The organism is Actinotignum timonense (assembly GCF_002860685.3).
GTDB lineage: Bacteria > Actinomycetota > Actinomycetes > Actinomycetales > Actinomycetaceae > Actinotignum > Actinotignum timonense.
The window spans coordinates 523,385-543,587 of sequence record NZ_CP136960.1; the positions used below are offsets into that span (position 1 = coordinate 523,385).

Consider the following 20,203-nt stretch of genomic DNA (forward strand, 5'->3'; position numbering starts at 1 on the left):
GGAGGAACTGTGAGCGCCATCGGAACCAGGGGCATGACTCTCGCCGGTCGCTACCGCCTGGAGAATTTGTACGAGGAGCAACTCGATATTGCGGGTACCGAGCAGTGGTACGCCGTGGATGACGCGCTCGGCACCGCGGTGCGGGTGCTGCTCATCGGGGATATTCCCACGCGGGCGGATGCGCTGGATGCGGCGCGGCGCACCGGGCTGCTCGACGACGCACATATCGTGCGCACGCTCTCCGTCGGCGAAAATTTCGTGGTGAGCGAGATTCCGTTGGGCACCTCGCTCACCGGTTACGTGCACGGGGAGGGTTTCGCGCCCGAGCAGGCCAAGGCAGTGGTGTGCGAGCTCGCCGCGATTCTCACCCAGGTTTCCGGGCGCGGTATGCGGCATTTGCGTATTACGCCCTCGCGGGTGCGGGTGGGCGATGCCGGGGATGTGTACCTGGACGGCATCGGCATTGACGCAGCTCTGGCCGGTGCGCGCACGGATGAATACGATCCGGCCAGCCTCAATAACGCCGAAGCCGCGGACCTGGTGCTGTTCCTGGCGACCCTGCTCGAGGGCGCCCAGGCGGATGAGACCACCCTCGAGGCGCTAGCGCGCGACGATTCGCTGCCCGATGATATTCGGGAGGTTTTCCGGCGCACGCTTTCCCCGGAGCGCTTGCTTTCCCCCGGGGAGGTGCTGCGCAGCCTCGTGCCCTTCAACCGGCCTGACCTGCGGGAATTCCCCGATCCGGTGCTCGTGGCGCCACAGCTGCCCGGCGGCGGGGATTCGCGTTTCGGTTTCGACCCGCTGGGCGGGCACGTGCGCGGGGGCGCGATTGGCCGCGTCACCTTGGGTTCTAGTCACGTTTCCTTCGGCGCTGAAGATTCTGAGAACGACGACGCCGCAGCTGCCACCAGTGCATCCGGCGAGGCGGCGGAGTTGAGCGAGGCTGGTGAAGCTGGGGACTTTGACGGTTCGGGTGACTTCGGCGGGCCGGGCGCAACCGCTGCCGTTCTCGGAGTTGGCGATGGCGTGCACGCCGGAGAAGAAGTGCCAGAAAGCGAGGACATCTCGGCCGGCGAGCTATCCGGAACTGGTAAGGGATCCGAAACCGGCGGGCCGTCCGAACCCGATGAAACTTCCGCGGCTCCTTCAGCCGCATCGGCCTCCTCCGCTATCGGATCCCAAGAATTGGATCCCGAAGGTGTATCCGGGGCGAATTTCGAAGGCGACGTTGATACCGAATTAGGCATTGCCGCAGCTCCGGAAGTGGAGCTCCACCCGCAGTGGGTCTCCCCGGAGGAATTCCGCGATGAGGAGGAAACCGAGCGGGATTCCGAGGCCAGCTCCTCGGCCGGATCGGAGCTTCATGCCGAGCAATCTTCAGCGCCGGATTCGTCCATCGAGGAAACGGAAGTAAACACTGTTTACGCTGATCGTGGAGAAACCAAGACTGAAGAAACTTCCGCGATCAACATCGATAGCCACAGTGGTCATGCTGCCGGTGGCGGCGTCGTCGCTCAAGATGCCGCCACTCCGCGGTTCCAGCCGCATTTCCCCTCGCTACGCGAAGCGGAACGTGAGCTGGAAGAATGCGAACGTGAGGCGGCGGAACACGAAGCCGCCGCGCGTGCCGCTGCTGAACGCGAAGCCGCTCGGCACGAAAGCGCAGAACGTGAAGCCGCCGCAGCGGAACGCGAGCGCGATTCCGCTCCCACGGTTGCGATAAACAGTGTTCACAGCGGGGCGAGCCCGCAGCGGCGTTCTATTATGAACGTCGGCGATGAGGAAGATGCCGGCCAATCTGAGCGAGCGAATAAGTCCGCCGCCGCGGCCGGAGCTGCTGCATCGGCCGTTCCCGCAGCCGCCACTCCCGTGCCCACAGCTCCTGCGCCCGCAGCACCTCAGGCAGCGTCACGTATTCACTCGGTTTCGGCGGCCGCGCGCGCGAGTGCCGCTCCGGCGAAAGTCGCCGCTCGCACCCGCGGGGATCGCAAGCCGGCCACTCGGCCGCCCGCTCCTTCGCGGCCGATTATCGCCGATGAGGAAAATGGGCGGGCCCTCGGATCGCGCATTTTCGATTCCTCCAAGCTTATCGTTGCGGGCGCAATCGGCCTGGTCGCAGTGGCTTTGTACTTCGCGGTGACCACCTTCTTCCGCCCCACGGACGTGTCCACCCGCCCGCCGGTGATTTCCGCCGCGCCTTCTGCCTCGGCCGATGCGCAGGGTTCGGACGGCCAGAGCGCCCAGCCAAGTGCGAGTGCCGCGCCCTCGCCCAGCTCCGCGGATCCGCAGATCGTTTCGGCGAATCTTCTCAACCCGCAGAAGAGCGAGGCGGATGAGGATTATCCGAAGACGCTCCCGCTGGCCATCGACAAGAATCCGGCAACGGAATGGGCCAGTTGGGAATACCTGCGCAATCCGAAGTTCGGCCTGCTCAAAGACGGAGTCGGGATTGAGCTGCGCTTGGCGAAACCTTCCACGGTCAAGGAAGTGACCTTGCAGCTGAGCGGCCAGGGCGGGAATGTGCAGTGGCGTGATACCACCGCGGATCAACCCAGTGGTGGCACTGTGGTGACCGAAGGCCCAATGAGCGCGAAAACAACGCTTACTGCACCAACACCAGTAAACAGTGATCACGTGGTGTTGTGGTTCACCGAATTACCGAAGAATGCAGCCGGGCAGTTCAAATTGCAGATTTCTGAGATCACCGTGAAGTAAACGGTGTTTACAGGCGGCGTTTATGGGCAGTGTTTACAGGCAGCGCTTATATGCGGCCGGGAATAGCCATGCACCCCGGGACGTTGTACCCAATGATGTGCCCGATGGGGAGCGGTGTGCTCGCGCAACGCGGCACGCTCACTCACAAGAACACAGGAGAAATATGACCGAGAGCGATATTCGTGACGTCATCATCGTCGGATCGGGACCGGCAGGCTGGACCGCCGCGCTGTACACCGCACGCGCGGGCCTGAAACCGCTGGTGATCGGCGGCGCCATCGATGCCGGTGGCGCACTCATGACCACCACCGAGGTGGAAAACTACCCCGGTTTCCCGGATGGGATTTTCGGGCCCGACCTCATGGCCAATATGCAGCAGCAGGCCGAAAAATTCGGTGCCGAAATGGAGTACGACGACGCCCTCTCCATGGACCTGAACGGCGATGTCAAGATCGTGCGCACCGATGAATCCGAATTCCGGGCCCGCACGGTCATTCTGGCCCTCGGATCGGCCTACAAGAAGCTCGGTCTGGATGGCGAGACCATGTTCGCCTCCCGCGGGGTTTCCTACTGCGCCACCTGCGATGGCTTCTTCTTCAAGGATCAGGAAATCGCCGTGGTGGGTGGCGGGGATAGCGCCGTCACGGACGCCCTCTTCCTCACCCGCTTTGCGACCAAGGTGCATGTTATCCACCGGCGCGATGAGCTGCGCGCCTCGAAGATCATGGCGGATCGCCTCCTCGCCGACCCCAAGATCGTCATGCACTGGAACAGCGAAATCACCAATATTCGCGGGGAAGACGGCGGTTCCATGAACGCGCTCACCCTCCATAACAACGTGACCGGGGAAGATTCGAACCTCGATGTGACCGGCCTTTTCGTGGCCATCGGTCACCTCCCGCGTACGGAAATTCTTGAGGGACAGCTTAAATTGGACGACGGCGGCTATATCGTCGTGAACCATCCGCACACCGAAACCTCGATTCCCGGAGTTTTTGCCTGTGGGGATGTGGTGGATCGGTACTACCGCCAGGCTATTTCCGCAGCTGGCACCGGGTGCCGGGCGGCTCTCGATGCGGAACGTTACCTTGAAAACCTCGCGGCTCAGCAGGCTGCCGCAGGTGGGACCGTGGCGTAACTGCTCTGTTGGGGTTGTGAGGCTAGCGCTACGTAACTTCTTTGGTGGGAGCGCTACGGGACACTCACACGATGAGCGTCTCGCGTACCTCAGCGCGGGGTGCTGCTTATTTATTTAGAAAACCGGCGAGGTGGATGACTGATCCGCCTCGCCGTTTCGCGTTTAGGATGATGGCTAGGGTTCCTACCCGCTCGGCCGGAAGGAGGTGCCATGGCCACGTATCGACCCGAGGTTCCAACTTTGCTGCTCTTCACAGCTTCGTGGGTTCCCTATGATCGGCCAATGCGCGTGATTTTCGAGGAGAGCGTCGTCGACCTTCATCGTTTAATGCCGGACATAAACTTCGACGCATGGTGCGTCAATCTGGACGTCCTCACTCAGCCACCCGTAGGCCCGCGGCGCAACTCCGAAACCACCGCTGCTGCCGGGGCGGGTGCCGAGATCCAGCACATCCTGCCCGGTGGCGCTCCGGAACATCAGATCGATTTTTCGGAGCTCTCCGCGGAAGTAACCCGCGCAAATCCAGCACGCTCTGGGTTATGGCGGTATTGATCCGCTGGAAGATGAGCCGGCCGGTGGTGGCCTCGCTGATAGTGACCCCGCGAATAGTAATCCCATCGTTAGCGACCCCGAAAATACCGATTCCGGCGACACTCGCGCCACTGATACTGGCGCTTCGGATTCTGGCCCCAGGAACGATGCCATTCCAGAAACGCACGCGCCGAATCCGTGGGAGGAAGTCGCTTCTTTTATCCCGCGGCTCGAATGGCTGCCGACCCTGCTCCTTATCTACCAGGGCAAAGAATATGCGCGGTTTCCGGGGCTGGTTCCCAAACTTGAGATCCGAGCTGAACTTCTGGCCCAATTCTCTGGCCTCGCGAAAGTCGAGAAACTCGAGAAACTCGGGAAACTCGCGGCATCCGAATAAACGTGGTGCTGACACGGGCCTTTCTTTGCGGGTACGCTACTACCCCATAGGACTCACACGCTCGGACCGGCGATATTTCTGCGGCAGCGCCGCGGTAGTCCCGCTGTTGTCTTGTGGTAATCCTATGGTTGCCCCGCGATTGAGTGATGCACAAAGCACACCGGCGGAGATTGTTTTATCGCGGCCCCGAGCGTGGCACACTTAGTGTGTTAAAAGAGAAGGAGAACGTATGGGCGAGCAGCACGCCGGTCCCGGATTTACCAGACTTGATCCATGGTACAATGTCTATGCTGATCGAGCTTTAGGAATGAAGCAATCTGAGGTTCGTCAGCTTTTCGCAGTTGCAAATCGCCCCGAAGTTGTGTCTCTTGCAGGGGGAATGCCTAATATTAGCGGGCTACCTCTAGAGTTCCTCGCGGAGATGACCGCACGGCTCATCCGTAATAACGGCGCCAAAATGCTACAGTACGGCGGTGGCCAGGGTACTGAAGAGCTCCGCGAAATGATCGTGGAAGTGATGCGGCCCGAAGGAATTCGCGCCCACCCGGACGATATCAATATTACGACCGGCAGCCAGCAAGCCCTCGATCTCGTTTCCCAAATCTTCATCAACCCGGGCGATGTTGTTATTGCCGAAGCTCCTTCCTATGTTGGGGCGCTGGGAACTTTCCGGGCGTACCAAGCCCATGTGGTGCACGTGGAGATGGATGCCAACGGCCTGATTCCTGAACAACTTGAGGAAACCATCAAGGATTTGGAAGCCGTCGGGAAGCCAATCAAGTTCCTGTACACCATCCCTAATTTCCACAACCCGGCCGGCGTGAGCCAATCCGAGGAACGCCGCCGGCGCATTGCCGAGATCTGCGATGAACACCATGTTCTTATCGTGGAAGATAATCCCTATGGTCTGCTCGGTTTCGACGGCGATCCCATTCCCGCCATCCAGACCTTCAACCCGGACGGCGTTGTGTACCTGGGATCCTTTTCTAAGACCTTCGCGCCTGGGTTCCGGGTGGGCTGGGCGTTGGCCCCGGCCGCACTGAGCGCGCGTCTCACCCTCGCCGCGGAAAATGCGATCCTGTGCCCGACCACCTTCGGCCAGCTCGCTATCGCAGAATATCTGCGCACCTATGACTGGTATCAGCAGGTGAAGGAATACCGCGGTATGTACGCCGAGCGTGGGCAGGCCATGCAGGCCGCGCTCGAAAAGTACATGCCCATGTGCACGTGGAATAAGCCGCGCGGTGGCTTCTATACCTGGGTCAAACTGCCTGGCGGCCTCAATGCGCATGAGATGCTTCCCCGCGCGGTGAAGAACCTCGTGGCGTATGTTTCCGGAACTGCTTTCTTCGCCGACGGCCAGGGTACTGATCATATGCGGCTGTCCTTCTGCTACCCCACCCCGGAACGCATTACCGAGGGCGTGCGCAGGCTTGGCGAAGTTATTAGCCAAGAAAATGACTTGGTCCAGATGTTCGGCGTGGATGATTCCTCGCCACAGGCAACGAAGTAATTCGATTGCTATCGGTTCTCATCAGTGATGAGTAGAGTGAAGTCCGGAGGGAAAATGGACAATATTCTTACCGTTGCTATTCTTGCCGGTGGTCTCACGCACGAACGCGATGTGTCGCTGAGTTCGGGGCGTCGGGTCGCCACACTCCTGCGGGAAGCAGGCGCGCAGGTCAAGGTTCTCGATGTTGATGCAACCCTGCTTCAGCGCCTCAGCTCCATGAACCCTACGGTGGTGTGGCCGTTGGTGCACGGCGCGACCGGGGAAGACGGAGCTCTTCAAGATCTGCTTTCTCTCAGCGGGTACCGTTTTGTAGGGTCGACGGCGAACGCCGCCCGAATCGCCTCTAATAAAACGGTCGCACAATCGCTTTTGCGCCACGCCGGGCTTGCCGTACCGTGGTCGGTCAGCTTCCCAGAAGCTCTTTTCCGCGAGGTTGGGGTTGCACCTATTTTTGATCTTCTCGGGGAACGCTATGAATTCCCGCTGGTGGTGAAGCCGAATTTGGGCGGGTCAGCACTGGGAGTAACTATTGTTGATAAACCAGGGGACCTCCCCCGGGCGATGGTCGATTGCTTCGCCTACGGGGAAGAAGCACATGTCGAAACGTTTATCGACGGAACGGAAGTTTCTGTTTCGGTTATTGACGGGCCGGAAGGGCCTATCGCGCTTCCTCCGGTCGAAATTGAGACCGACGGACCTTATGATTACGACGCGCGCTACTTCGCTGGCCGCGCTAAGTACTATGTACCTGCTCGTCTCTCTGATGAGGAAAAGGCACGGGTTACCGAAGCCGCGCTCACGGCGCATACCACCCTCCGACTTCGCGATGTTTCCCGGATTGACCTCATCGTCAAAGAAGGTACTCCGTATGTCATCGATGTCAATATTGCACCGGGGATGACGGAGACTTCACTGCTTCCCCAAGCAGTCGAAGCATATGCGCGAGAGAATGGGACTAGCCCCGAATCGCTCTACCTGCAAATCCTGCACCGCGCAGCAGATCGGGATATCAGCGAGCCGGAAGACCTCCCTGAAATGGCGAAGTAGTGACATAGGAACTCCAGGCAAGTCTCCAAGCAGCGGGCAATGTTTCACGTGAAACATTGCCCGCTTTCGTTTCCACAATGCCACGAACACTGTTCAATTGCTCGATTAGCGCGGTAGTAATAATGCGTTGCCTCCGGCGAAAATACATATGCTACTTCTACCCTCCACGCAATGCAGTCTCGCTGCAGCACTCGCTCAAAACTCAATGAGTCGAGCTAGCTAATTTGTTGGCCAGGATGTTTCACGTGAAACATCCTGCAGTTGAATTCCTCTATCCAGTCCTTCTCCATCGGGCTACTTTTCGACCGTTGGTCCTGGGCTACTTTTCGACCGTCGTCAACAGCGTCGCCAATATTTGTAACAGCACCGTACCGGCGCTCAGATCACTCCACAAACCTATATAAACCTACGCATACTGGGTCACTAAAGTTGCATGAGTCGTGCGTAGTTTCTCGATTACTTTCCAGCCAGGGCTAACAATATCAACCCCGCATAAAGGAGCGGTGTTTGAATAAGGAAGCGGGGCAACGTTTCACGTGAAACATTGCCCCGCAATCGAAAGACTCGCAGTCTATTCCTTGCCACTTTCCTCATCCGGAATATCTACACCAGCGACATCCGGCGCCAGCACCGCCAAAATACGATTGAGATCCTCGAGCGACCCGAAATCAATGCGCATAGTCCCCTTCGTGCGGCCCATATCGACCTTCACGCGAGTATTGAGTCGGTCACCCAATTGTGTTGCAACCGAGCTCAGTTCGTTCTCGTATCGTTTCACGCGACCTCGGCGAACCGAAGCTGGGGTCGATTCATCCCCGAGCGCAACGATCTCCTCAACCGCGCGGACGGACAATCCTTCTGCCACGATTCGCTGCGCCAATCGTTCCATCGCTCCCGCGTCGGCAAGACCAAGAAGAGCACGCGCATGCCCGGACGACAGCACACCTGCCGCAACCCGCCGTTGCACCAACGCCGGAAGTTTCAAAAGTCGCAAGGTGTTAGTGATCTGAGGGCGCGAACGTGCGATTCGTTTCGCGAGTTCGTCTTGGGTGCACTGGAAGTCCTCAAGTAACTGCTGATAGGCAGCTGCTTCTTCCAACGGGTTGAGATTAGCTCTGTGTAGATTCTCTAGAAGTGCATCACGGAGCAAATCTTCATCAGAAGTACGCCGAATAATGGCGGGAATATGAGTCAAGCCCGCCCGTTGGGTAGCACGCCAGCGCCGCTCGCCCATAATGAGTTCGTATCGAGCTTCCGGATGGTTATCCAAAGGGTCACTAAGTGGGCGAATAACAATGGGTTGAAGAACGCCCACTTCTTTAATCGACTGTGCGAGTTCCTCTAAATCGTCATCATCGAAATTAGTACGAGGCTGTGCTCGATTGGGAACGATAACATTGACATCAATCTCTCCGTAGGTGGCACCCGGCACGGCAACGAGGTCATCTTCCGATGTTTCACGTGAAACATTGTTCGGCTCTGTTGCGTCAGTCCCCGCGACACCGTGAGTCCCCGCCGCAACAGCGCCAACCTCAACAACGGGAGCTTCCTCGATTACGTTAGTACCCTCAGCTCCAACAGCCTTCGCTCCAGTTATCACGCCCTGCGATTCGACTACACCATCCGGTGTCCCGGCCGCACCACTACCGCCCTGAGTCTTCTTACTAGCCACCTTCTTCTTAGATGCAGCAGCTGACGGTTTCGAAGCTGTGCGCTTGGAACCGCCCGATGTTTCACGTGAAACATTCTCGTCCGCCGAGCCATATCCAAGATCGAGGGGATTAGCCTCGTCCTGTTGAGAGTCACGCTGCCGTGAGCCCGCAGCCTCCCGCGAACCCGAGTCCTTCTTCTTCGCGGTACCGAAAAAGATATCGATAGGACTTTCGGTATTCTCTGCCTGTTCCGGTGGAATGAGGGCACCGAGTCCACTGCCTAAACCACGCCGTTTGCGAGTTGCCACGATGGATCCTAACTATGAGAGAGCTGAAAATTCTTTTGCTGCCGCTAGATAGGCAATAGCGGCACGATTTCGGGGATCGTGGGTGAGTACACTCTTCCCGAAGGACGGCGCTTCCGCAGCGGCCACGGACCGAGGAATCTCCGTATGAAGCACCCGGTCACCGAAGTGCGAACGCACTTCCTCGGATACATCCTTCGCCAGATTTGTGCGGGTATCCACCATCGTCACAATAAACGCCGAGATATGTAGCTTCTCATTGCGAGATGAGCGCACATCCTCAACCGTCTGCACTAATTGAGCCACACCCTGGAGCGCATAAAATTCCGCCTGAATCGGTACCAGCACCTCATCAGCAGCCACCAGCGCACTCACTGGCAACAGCGCCATACTCGGCGGGCAATCAATAAATACAAAGTCAAAAGCCTTGCCCTGCGCCGCGAAACTATCCATTGTTTCCCGGATCGCGTCGCGCAAAATAGAATAACGCCCTGGCACCTGGCCTAATTCAAAGTCAACGGCTGCCAAAGTAATCCTCGACGGAGCCACGTAGAGATTCGGAATATCCTCGAGCTGAATAAGGACATCCTCGAGCCGTGCTTCGCCTTTAAAAACTTCATAAACGTCGTTGCGTTCTTCCTGTGGGCTAATACCTAAGCCAGTGGAGGCATTCCCCTGCGCATCCGCATCGACCAGCAAGACCCGCATTCCGTTGAGAGCAAGGGCAGCAGCCATATTCACAGCAGTGGTGGTTTTGCCGACGCCGCCCTTTTGATTTGTCACCGCAACAACGCGAGTGTGTTCAGGCTTCTGGAATTTACTCGCCTTGACCTTCTTGAGACGCTTAAAATCCTCGCGAAGCTCGCGGGCGATCGGAGTGTCCCGATCCTGTGGTGCAGGCGAAGGTGCCGAACTCGGCGCAGCACGACGTCCAACTTTTTTACGGGGATCACTCATAAATAACGCCCTCCTTACCTCAGAACATTCTAGCCGGTATCAGGCCGTCCCTGTGCCGCCGTCATCTGCATCACGGACGTTATCCACAAGCGCCACACATCCCGAACGTATGTTCGATAGACCTGGCCGAACCGGAACACGTCCCGTATAAATCCAGCATACGTCCCTTATAAAACCGGGCCTCACAACTAAGCCGTGGAAAACTAAGTAGCAAACAACCAAGTTCTCAAGCCCGGTAAGCCATCAACCCAGCAACACGCCCGCCTGACCTACGAAACCTTCTTGACCACCTCGACCACTCGAGTAGCCTCGTCTGTTCCGACGGGCACCACGGTATAAACCGCAACCTCCGCAGCGCCGTAGCGCTGCAACTGCGCTGCGGCGTCGTTAATTTCTTGGGCGGCACGCTCGCCCTTAAGGGCGACCAGGCGTCCGCCAGGTTTGACCAGCGGCATCGTCCACGGCAGTAATTTCTTGAGTGCCGCGACGGCACGGGCGGTCACAATATCCGCCGCGAATCGGCCTTTGAGTTGCTCCGCGCGGGCAGTCCGGACCTTCACATTACGCAAATCCAGCTCGCCCACCACGTAGCGCAGCCATTCGGTACGCCGCTCCATGGACTCAATCAACGTGACGGTCACGTCCGGCCGCACAATTGCCAGCACAATTCCGGGAAAACCGGCACCGGAACCCACGTCGCCCACCGTGGCATCCGCCGGAATAAACTCCTCAATAGCGAGGGAATTGAGCAGGTGCCGGGACCACAAGCGGCCCAGTTCGCGCGGCCCCACAAGCCCGCGCACCTCGCCTTCTTCTTCGAGCAGGCGCGCAAAATGAAGCAAGGTTCCCCATGTCGCCGTGCCGAAATGCTCGGCACCGGCGGCAGGAGGAACCTCGATCACAGGATGTTCTTCCGCCATATATGCGTATTAATCCTCGCCTTAGTCTTCGTCCGCGGGCTTGATGACTACGTGACGCCCGGCGCCCACACCTTCGGAATCGGAAACGAGCCCGGCGGCGGCAGCGGCGTCGTGCACAACCTTGCGCTCGAAGGGATTCATGGGATCCAGCTCGATTTCATCGCCGGTTTCCTGCACCTCGCGGATGGCTTCCGCGGCGATTTCCTCAATCTTGGCGCGCCGTTCATCGCGATAACCCGCAATATCCAGCATGAGCCGCGAGCGTTCCCCGGTCTTTTCCTGAACCGCGAGGCGGGTCAGATCCTGGAGCGCGTTGAGAGTGGCACCGTGCCGGCCCACCAGGCGGCGCAGCCGCTCATCGGCTTCACCCTCGGTGACAATGGCGATCGTGGCACGATCTTCGTCAATCGAGATATCAATATCGCCGTCGAGATCAGCAATATCCAGCAGTTCTTCGAGGTAGTCAGCCGCAATATCGCCTTCGCGATCAAGCTTCTTAATATCCTCAGACGTTTCGCTCATTCTTTCTCCTGGTATCCGGGGGATCCCCTTCTGGGGCTGCCAAGATTTTGCGCAACCCGTCCGTTCCTTTTCTTTGACTAAGTTTAGCTTGTTCTACGCCGGTAGCCGGGTGTTATTTCCCGCGGTTTTTCTTATTCTTTTTGGCGCGGGCCCGAGCCCGTTCGGCCTGGCGGCGTTCGTAGCGCTTGCGGGCACGTTCTTCATCCGTCAAACCATCTTTGCCGACGGCGGGCTTATCATCCTCGTCCTCATCCGCGGGGCGCGGCATATAAGCATCCGGACTCAGCCCGGCTTTCTTCGCGCGTTCCTTGCTCATCGGCTGGTAGCGCTGGCCGCCCTTCTGCTCCTGCTCTTCCAGTTCGGCAATTTCCTCCTCGGTGAGACCCTTGCGCTTGCGCTTTTCCAGGATCCGCTTCTCACGCTCAATATAGGCACGCGAACCAGGCGTGGGATTATGGCGAATGAACCAGCTCTGCTGACCCATATTCCACAGGTTACCGGCGCACCAGTAAATGAGTACGCCCACCGGGAACACCGCGCCGGAGAACACATAGATCAGCGGCATGCCGTAAAGCATCATGCGCTGCATGCGCAGGGCCGCGTTATTCGGGTCCTTCTGTTCCGGCATATTCTTCGTCATGAGCTGACGCTGCGTCCAGAACATGCTGAGGATCATGATGATCACCAGAACGACGGCGACAATCCGTACCTGCGTGGCATTGGCAAATTGGCCCGCGGTTGAAATAGTGGCGGACATCGGGGCGCCAAAGAAGGTGGTGTCCTCGAAGGACTGCGCCACCGGCTGGGTGATCGGCCCAATGGGCCCGCGCTTGCCGTTAGCTATAGAGGGGAAGTTAATGAGCACCCGGTACAGAGAGAAGAGAATCGGCATCTGCACCAGCATCGGCCAGCAGGATGCCATGGGGGAGGCCCCGTGTTTGCGGTAAAGCGCCTGGAGTTCTTCCTGCTGGCGTTGCATGGACACCTGGTCGCGCTTCCCCTTGTACTTCTTCTGCAGCTTCTGAATATCGGGTTGCAGCACCTGCATTGCCCGCGAAGCGCGAATCTGCCGGTTATACAGCGGCAAGATGAGCAGACGAACCACAATGGTCAAGCCGATAATGGCGCAGACCCACGCCGGCCCGGCGCCCTGGTTCATTCCCAGGAGTACGAGTCCTTCGTGGATGCCGTACATCACCCACGAGACCGCCCACATAAACGGAGCGAGAATTGTATCCACTTAGTTTCTCCTCACGCTGCTGGGTGTTCCCGCTTGGGATTGCCCGTAGCGTTGTTCGTATCGTCTAAGGCGTCTTCTTTGGCGTAAAGCTCGAGAAGCTCATCTTGGTCCAATGGTTTGCTTGGCCACTGACCCGGCGGTGGCACTCTGTCTACGCCGCCCTTCGTCAGCGGGTTGCACCGTAGCAAGCGCCACACGGTTAAAAGTGTACCTTTGCCGGTCCCGTGAATCTGTATGGCTTGTATCGCATAGGCCGAACAGCTCGGTGCGTAGCGGCATCGCGGGGGGCGCGCGGCTGAGATTGTGCGTTGGTACCAGCGCACCGCCCGTACCAGCATGCTTTCTTTGCCTTGCCGTTCCGGTTGCGCGCTTGCCGGCGTTTGCGTCATGAAGCGTTCACCGCCCGCGTTTCTTGCTTGCCTGCTGTTTGCGTATGCCCTGCTAGATCCACACTTTGGTATTCGCGTGTTTCGTGCGTACGCGCTGCTTGCGCCCGCGCCTTGGCAAGCGCGCGGTCCAGGTCTTCACCGAGTTGCGCGCTGCTGCTTCCCGCCGCGGCCGGAAAAGCTCGAACGACGACGAGATCGCCGTCGTCGAAAAAATGTAGGCGCGCACGCATGAGATGGCGCAGTTGCCGGTATACCCGATGCCGCACCACGGAATTTCCCACAGCTTTGGATACGACAAAACCGACCCGCACAGGGTGAGGGCCGGTTAGGGTCGATTCCGACTGGGAGCCGAGGATGACTTGGACGCGCCGGGCAGAGCCGCGCGCTCCGGAAAAGGCCGAGTCGAAATCCGCCGAACTCCGCATGCGGTGAACGGCTGGAAGCATTTACTGAGCCGAAATCTTGGCGCGACCCTTGCGACGGCGAGCTGCCAGAACAGCGCGACCCGCGCGGGTCGACATGCGCTTGCGGAAACCGTGTACCTTAGCGCGACGGCGATTATTCGGCTGGAAAGTCCGCTTAACCACGGTGATCCCCTCCACTAGATATTGACGGGCTTATCCACAAGTGGTGGCGGCCCTTCTTGACAAATAACGCGCGGCTGAACCACGCATGGACTAGATGACTTTACGCGAGATCAGGCCGGTGAGTCAAAGGTTTTTAGCGTGCGGTGACCGTTATCTCAAGGATGATCACTGTGAGAAAACACGTACCAAAGCAATTTTTTCGGCCTATACACATCTGTGGAAAAATCTGAGGATAGGTTTTTAAGGCTCCACAGCGCGCAAGTGACCTGTGAATAACAGAGATGTAATTTCCACAGGTGTGGAGAAGCCTGTGGATAACTCGTTAGCGTGTTGCGCGTCATTCACCTACGATAGGCAGACAGATAGGGCATGGCCTCACCAGATACCGTGAAACTTACAGTCGTGATCATCAACGGCGCTCGGATCACCTGGCTGCGAGGCTCGCCCCCTTTTTTCTTGAAAGAGTCCTCAGGAGGATGTCATGGCGGAGATGAACCCCGCGCGCGATGCTTGGCTTGCTGCCTTGGAATTGCTGCGTATGCAGGGCGATCTCTCCGATTCGCAATCCGCTTTTGTGCGCATGGCCCACCCGCTGGCCACCGCGGAGGACATTTTTATGATCGTGGTGGGATCCGAGTTCGTGAAGAACTGGATCGAGGAACACGTTGCCGATCTCATGACCGGGGCGCTCTCCAATATTCTGGGCCACAGCATTCGCCTGGTGATTTCCATTGATCCGAGCGTGAATGAATCCCCGCTCCCGGCTACTGAGCGCCGCGAAACCCGCCCGGTTGAGGCCGCTCCGGCTCCGCGCCGGGCGGAAACTCCCACCGCGCTCTCCCCGGATTCGGAATGGAATAAGTCCGCGACCTACCGTGATTTCACCTTGGAGGAACCGGGAGCTTTCCCTGATGCGCCGGGCGAGCCGGTGGCTCCAGCTGCGCCGTCGGCCCTCAATACCAGCCACGCAAGCGCGCCACATACACCGGCACCGCACGTGCCGGCACCACATGCAACCGCGCCGGTCGAAACAACCGAGCCGACCTCGCTCGCTACCCAAATGATGGCTTCCGGGGAAGAAAAAATTTACGGGAATTCCGCCGATCCGTCGTTTGCGGCGATGTCCACGGCCGCCGGGCTCAACCCGAAATACACTTTCGATAATTTCGTGATTGGGGATTCGAATCGTTTTCCGACTGCGACCTCGCTAGCGGTCTCGGAAGCGCCCGGGACTACCTATAATCCGCTGTTTCTCTACTCGGATTCCGGGATGGGGAAAACGCATCTTATGCACGCGATTGGGAATTATGCGATTTCACTCTACCCGAATATTCACGTGCGCTATATCAGCGCCGAAGAGTTCACCAACGCTTTTATTAACGCAGTGCGTGACGGGCGGCAGAGTGAATTCAAGGATTCTTTCCGCAAAGTCGATATTTTGCTGATCGACGATATCCAGTTCATTGGCGGGCGTGATACCACCGTGGAGGAGTTCTTCCACACGTTCAACGCCCTGACGAATTCCAATAAGCAGATTGTTATTACCTCCGATGTGGCGCCCAATCTGCTCAACGGTTTTGAAGAGCGGATGCTCTCGCGTTTCAATTCCGGGGTGGTGGCCAGTATTGACCGCCCAAATCTGGAAACTCGTATCGCCATTCTGGAAAAGAAAGCGCATGTGGATGGCATTAGTGTGCCGCGCGAGGTGCATGAATATATCGCCACGCATATGACCACGAATGTGCGCGAAATGGAAGGGGCGCTGCGGCGGGTCACCGCCTTCGCGGATCTATCTAAACAGCCGGTTTCGCTTACGCTGTCCGAGATGGTTCTCAAGGATCTCATTACCAATCCTGACTCGGTGGATATTAAGCCGAGCCTCATCATGGCGCAAACCGCGAATTACTTCTCCATCACGATTGATGACCTGACCAGCGCGGATCGTTCCCGGATCCCGGTGACCGCGCGGCAAATCGCCATGTACCTGTGCCGGGAAATGACGGATCTGTCCCTCCCGAAGATCGGTTCGCTTTTCGGCGGGCGCGATCACACCACCGTTATGCACGCGTATCGCAAAATCGATAAGCAGATGGCCGAGCGGCAGACCACCTATAACCAGGTCTCCGAGCTCTCCGTGCGTATTAAGCAGGCCGCCAGCCAGGCGGAGTAGCTCTGTAACTTTGTAACTCGCGTTTCGTCCGTGCGGCACATGTAGTACGGCACGTGTAGTGCGACTTTAGTACGACGACGCAGCCACCTGACTAAGCGGACTCCACTATCGAAGCGACTTTTCGGCTTATTCCAGCGCTTTCCCGCGTTTTCCTCCACCGCTCCAGCACGCCCGCTCCCAAAAACCTGACTAAATGAGCCAAGTCATGTTTCAAGTCCGGCACGTCTATGTCACGCCTGGCTCACAGCCCGCTTCACAAACCGCCCTATTTCCTCACCCACACTACCTGCGCGAACACTATCCACAGGGCTTGCGGATAAGCTGTGGACACGGGCGTAAATTAAGCGGATCGGCGAGATCTAGCGGTGGATAGCCGAAAGCCCAAAGTGTCTCATCCCCCGAAAGCCGATATTATCCACAGCGCCGTCCACAGGCTCATCCACAGCCCAGATCCGCATGCTCGCGCCGTTTCGAACACATTTCCACAGTGTCCACAGCACCTACTACTACCACTACCTATTAACACCCGCATGAACAACAAACGGTCGCCGAGGGTCGGTGCACCCGCGCACCGTAAATTACACTGGTGTAATTACAAAGCCGCTAAATTCTTTTCCTTCCGGGCCCTCCCTCGCGTAAAGTAGCCCTAGACGTTTCTTGTTATTGGGAGGAAGGTTCGCTGTGAAATTGCGGATTGAACACGATGTCTTCGCGGACGCCGTCTCGTGGACGGCACGCACTATCCCCACCCGCCCTTCGCTGCCCATCCTCTCCGGGATCAAAATCGAAGCCAAAGACACCGGCGTCATTGCGCTTTCCTCCTACGATCCCGATATTTCTTCCTATGCCGAAATCACGGGGGATGTGGAAGAAGCCGGAACCATTTTGGTGCATGGGCGCCTGCTAGCCGAATACGCCCGCGCCCTGCCCAATAAGCCCATTGACCTCACGGTTGAAGGAACCAAACTCGATCTGCAATGCGGTTCCTCGCGCATGGTGATGACCTCGATGCCGCTGGAAGATTACCCGGCTGCCCCGCCTCTCGATGGGGTTTCCGGCGTGGTGGACGGCGCGGCCTGGCAGCACGCGGTGGCCCAGGCCGTCACCGCCGCCTCCACCGATGACACCCTCCCGCTTCTCGTCTCGGTCTGCATCGAAATCAACGGTGAAAATATTGCGCTCATGGCAACGGACCGCTACCGCCTGGCCATCGCCAACCTCACCTGGGAACCGGAAGATCCGCAGATTTCCGCGCGCATCCTGGTGCGGGCCAGCCGCCTGTCCGATATCGCTAAGTCCCTCGGCTCGGTGGGTAATGTGCGCATGACCCTGGATACCACCGGCCGTACCGGCCTCATCGGTTTCCGGGCCGCGGACCGCCAGAACGTGGCCCGCCTCATCGACGGGGATTACCCGCAGGTGCGGGCCCTCTTCCCGGATACCGTCAATGGGTACGCCGTGATTGATCGCCTTATGCTGCTCGATGCCATCAAGCGTGCGCGGCTCGTCGTCGAAAAAAATAGTGCGGTGCGCCTGAGCTTCAGCGAAGGCAGCGTGGTTTTGGACGCCGGTCAAAATGATTCGGCACAAACCAGTGAAGCCCTGCCGGCTACCCTCACCGGGGAAGATATTGCGATGGCTTTCAACCCGGCTTACCTGCAAGACGGCCTGACCGCGGTGGATACGCCTTTCGTGCGCCTGTCCTTCACCAGCCCCACGAAACCGGCGGTTATTACCGGCCAGCCCGAAGAAACCGGCTCAGATACGGATGAGTTCCGCCTCCTCCTCATGCCGATTCGCACCTACTCCTAAGGCGCGGGTGTGAGTGTACATCTCTGACTTAGCGCTGGCGGATTTTCGTAATTACCGGCGTGAAGTGGCGCGTTTCCGCCCCGGGGTGACCATCCTCGTGGGCGAAAACGGCCAGGGAAAAACCAATCTGGTGGAGGCCATCGGCTACCTGGCCACCCTCACCTCCCACCGGGTCTCCTCCGATAATGCGCTGATCCGCCAAGGTGCGGCCGCCGGCGTGGTGCAGGCCCGGGTGCTGCGCGGCGAATCGCCCACCACCGTAGAAGTGGAAATTTATGCCGGGCGCGCCAACCGGGCCCGCCTCAATCGCGGGAACGTGCGCCCGATAGAAATTCTTGGCACAATCCGCGCGGTGCTTTTCGCGCCCGAAGATTTGGCGCTTGTGCGCGGCGAACCCGCGGTCCGGCGCGCTTTTCTGGACGACCTCATGGTGCAGCTGCGCCCGCGGCTCGCTTCCGTGAAAAGCGAATACGAGCGCGTGATCCGCCAGCGCGCCGCACTCCTCAAAACAGCCGGAGCCGCGCGCCGCCGCGGGAAAGCCGTGGATCACGCCGCGATTGATGTGTGGGATGAACAGCTGGCCGCCCTCGCCGCCCAGATCGTGGCCGCCCGCGCCGAATTGGTGGCGCGGCTGCGCCCGTACGTCACGGAGATGTACAACGTGGTCTCCGGCAACCGCGGGCACGCCCGTCTCGATTACGCGGCAAACGCGTGGCGCGGCACCTTCACCCTGCCCGATGCCGCCGCGCTTTTAAACGACGACGACGCCAGCTGCCACGCTGTCACCTCCCAGGAAGATGCACTGCGGGATGTGGAAACCGCCCGGGCTTTGCTGCGCTCCCAACTGGATGAACGCCGGGATCAAGAAATTGAGCGGGGTGTGAACCTGGTGGGCCCGCACCGCGATGACCTGCGCTTATCTTTGGGAACCTTGCCGGCCAAAGGCTATGCCAGCCACGGGGAAAGCTGGAGTTTTGCCCTCGCGCTGCGCCTGGCCTGCTGGAAATTACTGAGTGAGGACGGCGAACCTATCCTCCTCCTCGACGATGTTTTTGCCGAACTCGATGCCCGGCGCCGGGAGCGCCTGGCCGAGCTGGTGGCCGGCGCCGAGCAGGTGATTGTGACCGCCGCGGTGGGTGATGACCTGCCCGACAGCCTGCGCGGGGACCGCCTCCATATCGCGGCCGGCAGCATTACCGGGGAGGTTCGCGATGGTGCGTGATGCCGGCGATCTTTTCGCGCTCCACGCCCTGGATGCCGCCCGGGAAGCGGCGTTTCGGCGCGGGGATGTGCGCACTCGCCGCCCCGCTGCCGCCCCCCGCTACCTCGCGGCGAGCGGTGCGGGCGCGCCCGGCGAATCTGGCACCGCTGATCGCATCGGTGACCCGGTGGCCAGCCCCGGCCCGGGCTGGGGCGATGTGGGTTCCGGGGCTCGGCCCTCCTGGCGCGACCCGCATCCGGTCGGTGAACTCCTGGCCCGCACCATCCGCGACCGCGGCTGGCAAAGTCACCTCGATATCGCCTCCGTCTCCGCGCGCTGGGATGCGATTGTGGGACCGAATGTAGCGCGGCACTGCCGTATTGAAGATTTTTCCGACGACGGCGTCCTCACCCTGCGCGCCTCCTCTACCTCGTGGAAAACTCAGATGCGCGCGCTCCTCGCTACCCTTTCCGGGCGGATAGCCGCGGAAATAGGGGAGGGGATCGTCAAGGAGATTGTGATTTTGGGCCCGCATCGGCCCAGTTGGAAGCACGGGCCACTCTCGGTTCCCGGCCGCGGACCCCGCGATACCTACGGCTAGCCAGCCCTACCTATACTGGCTATTCCCAGCCCAGGGCGTGCAGGGCGTCGTCGTCTAAACCGTAAAAATGCCCGACCTCGTGGATAATGGTGACCCCGATTTCCTCCACCAATTCTTCGCGCGTTTCGCACCAGCGCATGAGCGGGCCGCGGAAAATAAAGATGCGGTCGGGAAGTAAGCCGGCATCATCGCCGCGCTCGGTGAGCGCTACCCCGTCGTAAAAACCGAGTACCGCGGGCAGGCCGTCCTCATCGTAATCTTCCGGGCGGAGCATATCGGGTTCGGGCTCCTCCTCCACCAAAAACACCACATTGGGAAGGGAGGTGAGGAAAGCTTCGGGCAGCAGATCGATGGCATCGGCCACCGCCTCCTCGAATTCTTGCTCGGACATCTCCAGCACAGCGGTCCTCCGTCTCAGTTTCGTAGCTGCTTATAGGCTAGAATAGACGAGGGACTCTCCAGCGTAGGTACCTACCAGAACGGCGGTCAATGCGGGAGAGGCCCAT

18 protein-coding genes are annotated in these 20,203 nt (G+C 59.2%); 9 read left to right on the forward strand and 9 right to left on the reverse strand.

The window, feature by feature from the left end; translation table 11 throughout:
• Positions 1-9: 9 nt before the first annotated feature.
• The 5 genes from CYJ17_RS02175 to CYJ17_RS02195 all read left to right on the forward strand — a co-directional run bounded on the left by CYJ17_RS02175 (position 10) and on the right by CYJ17_RS02195 (position 7,341).
• On the forward strand, positions 10-2,715 hold the full coding sequence (locus CYJ17_RS02175) for a protein kinase family protein (protein ID WP_143231826.1): 2,706 nt from the start codon (positions 10-12) through the stop codon (positions 2,713-2,715).
• Positions 2,716-2,878: 163 nt separating this feature from the next.
• Positions 2,879-3,853, forward strand: a complete 975-nt coding sequence (trxB, locus tag CYJ17_RS02180) for a thioredoxin-disulfide reductase (RefSeq protein ID WP_087070167.1) — start codon at positions 2,879-2,881, stop codon at positions 3,851-3,853.
• 210 nt (positions 3,854-4,063) lie between these two features.
• On the forward strand, positions 4,064-4,405 hold the full coding sequence (locus CYJ17_RS02185; protein WP_143231825.1) for a hypothetical protein: 342 nt from the start codon (positions 4,064-4,066) through the stop codon (positions 4,403-4,405).
• A gap of 605 nt (positions 4,406-5,010) precedes the next feature.
• Complete coding sequence (locus CYJ17_RS02190) at positions 5,011-6,294, forward strand: aminotransferase-like domain-containing protein (protein ID WP_087070165.1); 1,284 nt, start codon at positions 5,011-5,013, stop codon at positions 6,292-6,294.
• 27 nt (positions 6,295-6,321) lie between these two features.
• Positions 6,322-7,341: a D-alanine--D-alanine ligase family protein gene (locus CYJ17_RS02195; protein ID WP_244899302.1), complete on the forward strand. Its 1,020-nt coding sequence runs from the start codon at positions 6,322-6,324 to the stop codon at positions 7,339-7,341.
• A 571-nt stretch (positions 7,342-7,912) separates the two neighbouring features.
• Here CYJ17_RS02195 and CYJ17_RS02200 read toward each other — a convergent pair.
• The 8 genes from CYJ17_RS02200 to rpmH all read right to left on the reverse strand — a co-directional run bounded on the left by CYJ17_RS02200 (position 7,913) and on the right by rpmH (position 13,913).
• Positions 7,913-9,301: a ParB/RepB/Spo0J family partition protein gene (locus CYJ17_RS02200; protein ID WP_087070163.1), complete on the reverse strand. Its 1,389-nt coding sequence runs from the start codon at positions 9,299-9,301 to the stop codon at positions 7,913-7,915.
• Positions 9,302-9,313: 12 nt separating this feature from the next.
• Positions 9,314-10,255, reverse strand: a complete 942-nt coding sequence (locus tag CYJ17_RS02205) for a ParA family protein (RefSeq protein WP_087070162.1) — start codon at positions 10,253-10,255, stop codon at positions 9,314-9,316.
• Between the two features lie 269 nt (positions 10,256-10,524).
• Entirely contained in the window at positions 10,525-11,175 is a 651-nt protein-coding gene (gene rsmG, locus CYJ17_RS02210) for a 16S rRNA (guanine(527)-N(7))-methyltransferase RsmG (protein WP_087070161.1), read from the reverse strand.
• Positions 11,176-11,196: 21 nt separating this feature from the next.
• The gene (locus tag CYJ17_RS02215; RefSeq protein WP_016442050.1) at positions 11,197-11,697 is read right to left on the reverse strand and encodes a Jag family protein; all 501 of its coding nucleotides are present in this window, start codon (positions 11,695-11,697) and stop codon (positions 11,197-11,199) included.
• Positions 11,698-11,809: 112 nt separating this feature from the next.
• Entirely contained in the window at positions 11,810-12,937 is a 1,128-nt protein-coding gene (yidC, locus tag CYJ17_RS02220; protein WP_087070160.1) for a membrane protein insertase YidC, read from the reverse strand.
• Positions 12,938-12,948: 11 nt separating this feature from the next.
• Positions 12,949-13,326, reverse strand: a complete 378-nt coding sequence (yidD, locus tag CYJ17_RS02225) for a membrane protein insertion efficiency factor YidD (protein ID WP_087070159.1) — start codon at positions 13,324-13,326, stop codon at positions 12,949-12,951.
• Complete coding sequence (gene rnpA, locus CYJ17_RS02230; protein ID WP_087070158.1) at positions 13,323-13,772, reverse strand: ribonuclease P protein component; 450 nt, start codon at positions 13,770-13,772, stop codon at positions 13,323-13,325. The genes yidD and rnpA overlap by 4 nt, the downstream gene beginning before the upstream one ends.
• Positions 13,773-13,913, reverse strand: coding sequence for a 50S ribosomal protein L34 (rpmH, locus tag CYJ17_RS02235; protein ID WP_039898524.1), 141 nt, complete (start codon positions 13,911-13,913; stop codon positions 13,773-13,775). It abuts the gene before it with no gap.
• Positions 13,914-14,394: 481 nt separating this feature from the next.
• On the opposite strand from rpmH, the gene dnaA reads away from it, so the two are divergent.
• The 4 genes from dnaA (at position 14,395) to CYJ17_RS02255 (ending at position 19,697) form a co-directional block, all read left to right on the forward strand.
• Entirely contained in the window at positions 14,395-16,083 is a 1,689-nt protein-coding gene (gene dnaA / locus CYJ17_RS02240) for a chromosomal replication initiator protein DnaA (protein WP_087070157.1), read from the forward strand.
• 681 nt (positions 16,084-16,764) lie between these two features.
• A complete protein-coding gene (gene dnaN / locus CYJ17_RS02245; RefSeq protein ID WP_087070156.1) occupies positions 16,765-17,895 on the forward strand; it encodes a DNA polymerase III subunit beta in 1,131 nt (376 codons plus the stop codon).
• A gap of 13 nt (positions 17,896-17,908) precedes the next feature.
• Complete coding sequence (recF, locus tag CYJ17_RS02250) at positions 17,909-19,117, forward strand: DNA replication/repair protein RecF (protein WP_087070155.1); 1,209 nt, start codon at positions 17,909-17,911, stop codon at positions 19,115-19,117.
• On the forward strand, positions 19,107-19,697 hold the full coding sequence (locus CYJ17_RS02255) for a DUF721 domain-containing protein (protein ID WP_087070154.1): 591 nt from the start codon (positions 19,107-19,109) through the stop codon (positions 19,695-19,697). The genes recF and CYJ17_RS02255 overlap by 11 nt, the downstream gene beginning before the upstream one ends.
• 19 nt (positions 19,698-19,716) lie before the next feature.
• Here the strand turns inward: CYJ17_RS02255 and CYJ17_RS02260 are convergent, their stop codons facing one another.
• Positions 19,717-20,088, reverse strand: coding sequence for a metallopeptidase family protein (locus CYJ17_RS02260; RefSeq protein ID WP_180948693.1), 372 nt, complete (start codon positions 20,086-20,088; stop codon positions 19,717-19,719).
• Positions 20,089-20,203 lie beyond the last annotated feature (115 nt).

Coding starts and splice junctions, on each gene's coding strand:
- trxB (WP_087070167.1), top strand. CDS start 2,879: ATGACCGAGAGCGATATTCGTGACGTCATCATCGTCGGATCGGGACCG.
- CYJ17_RS02185 (WP_143231825.1), top strand. CDS start 4,064: ATGGCCACGTATCGACCCGAGGTTCCAACTTTGCTGCTCTTCACAGCT.
- CYJ17_RS02190 (WP_087070165.1), top strand. CDS start 5,011: ATGGGCGAGCAGCACGCCGGTCCCGGATTTACCAGACTTGATCCATGG.
- CYJ17_RS02195 (WP_244899302.1), top strand. CDS start 6,322: ATGAGTAGAGTGAAGTCCGGAGGGAAAATGGACAATATTCTTACCGTT.
- CYJ17_RS02205 (WP_087070162.1), bottom strand. CDS start 10,255: ATGAGTGATCCCCGTAAAAAAGTTGGACGTCGTGCTGCGCCGAGTTCG.
- rsmG (WP_087070161.1), bottom strand. CDS start 11,175: ATGGCGGAAGAACATCCTGTGATCGAGGTTCCTCCTGCCGCCGGTGCC.
- CYJ17_RS02215 (WP_016442050.1), bottom strand. CDS start 11,697: ATGAGCGAAACGTCTGAGGATATTAAGAAGCTTGATCGCGAAGGCGAT.
- yidD (WP_087070159.1), bottom strand. CDS start 13,326: ATGACGCAAACGCCGGCAAGCGCGCAACCGGAACGGCAAGGCAAAGAA.
- rnpA (WP_087070158.1), bottom strand. CDS start 13,772: ATGCTTCCAGCCGTTCACCGCATGCGGAGTTCGGCGGATTTCGACTCG.
- dnaA (WP_087070157.1), top strand. CDS start 14,395: ATGGCGGAGATGAACCCCGCGCGCGATGCTTGGCTTGCTGCCTTGGAA.
- CYJ17_RS02255 (WP_087070154.1), top strand. CDS start 19,107: ATGGTGCGTGATGCCGGCGATCTTTTCGCGCTCCACGCCCTGGATGCC.
- CYJ17_RS02260 (WP_180948693.1), bottom strand. CDS start 20,088: ATGTCCGAGCAAGAATTCGAGGAGGCGGTGGCCGATGCCATCGATCTG.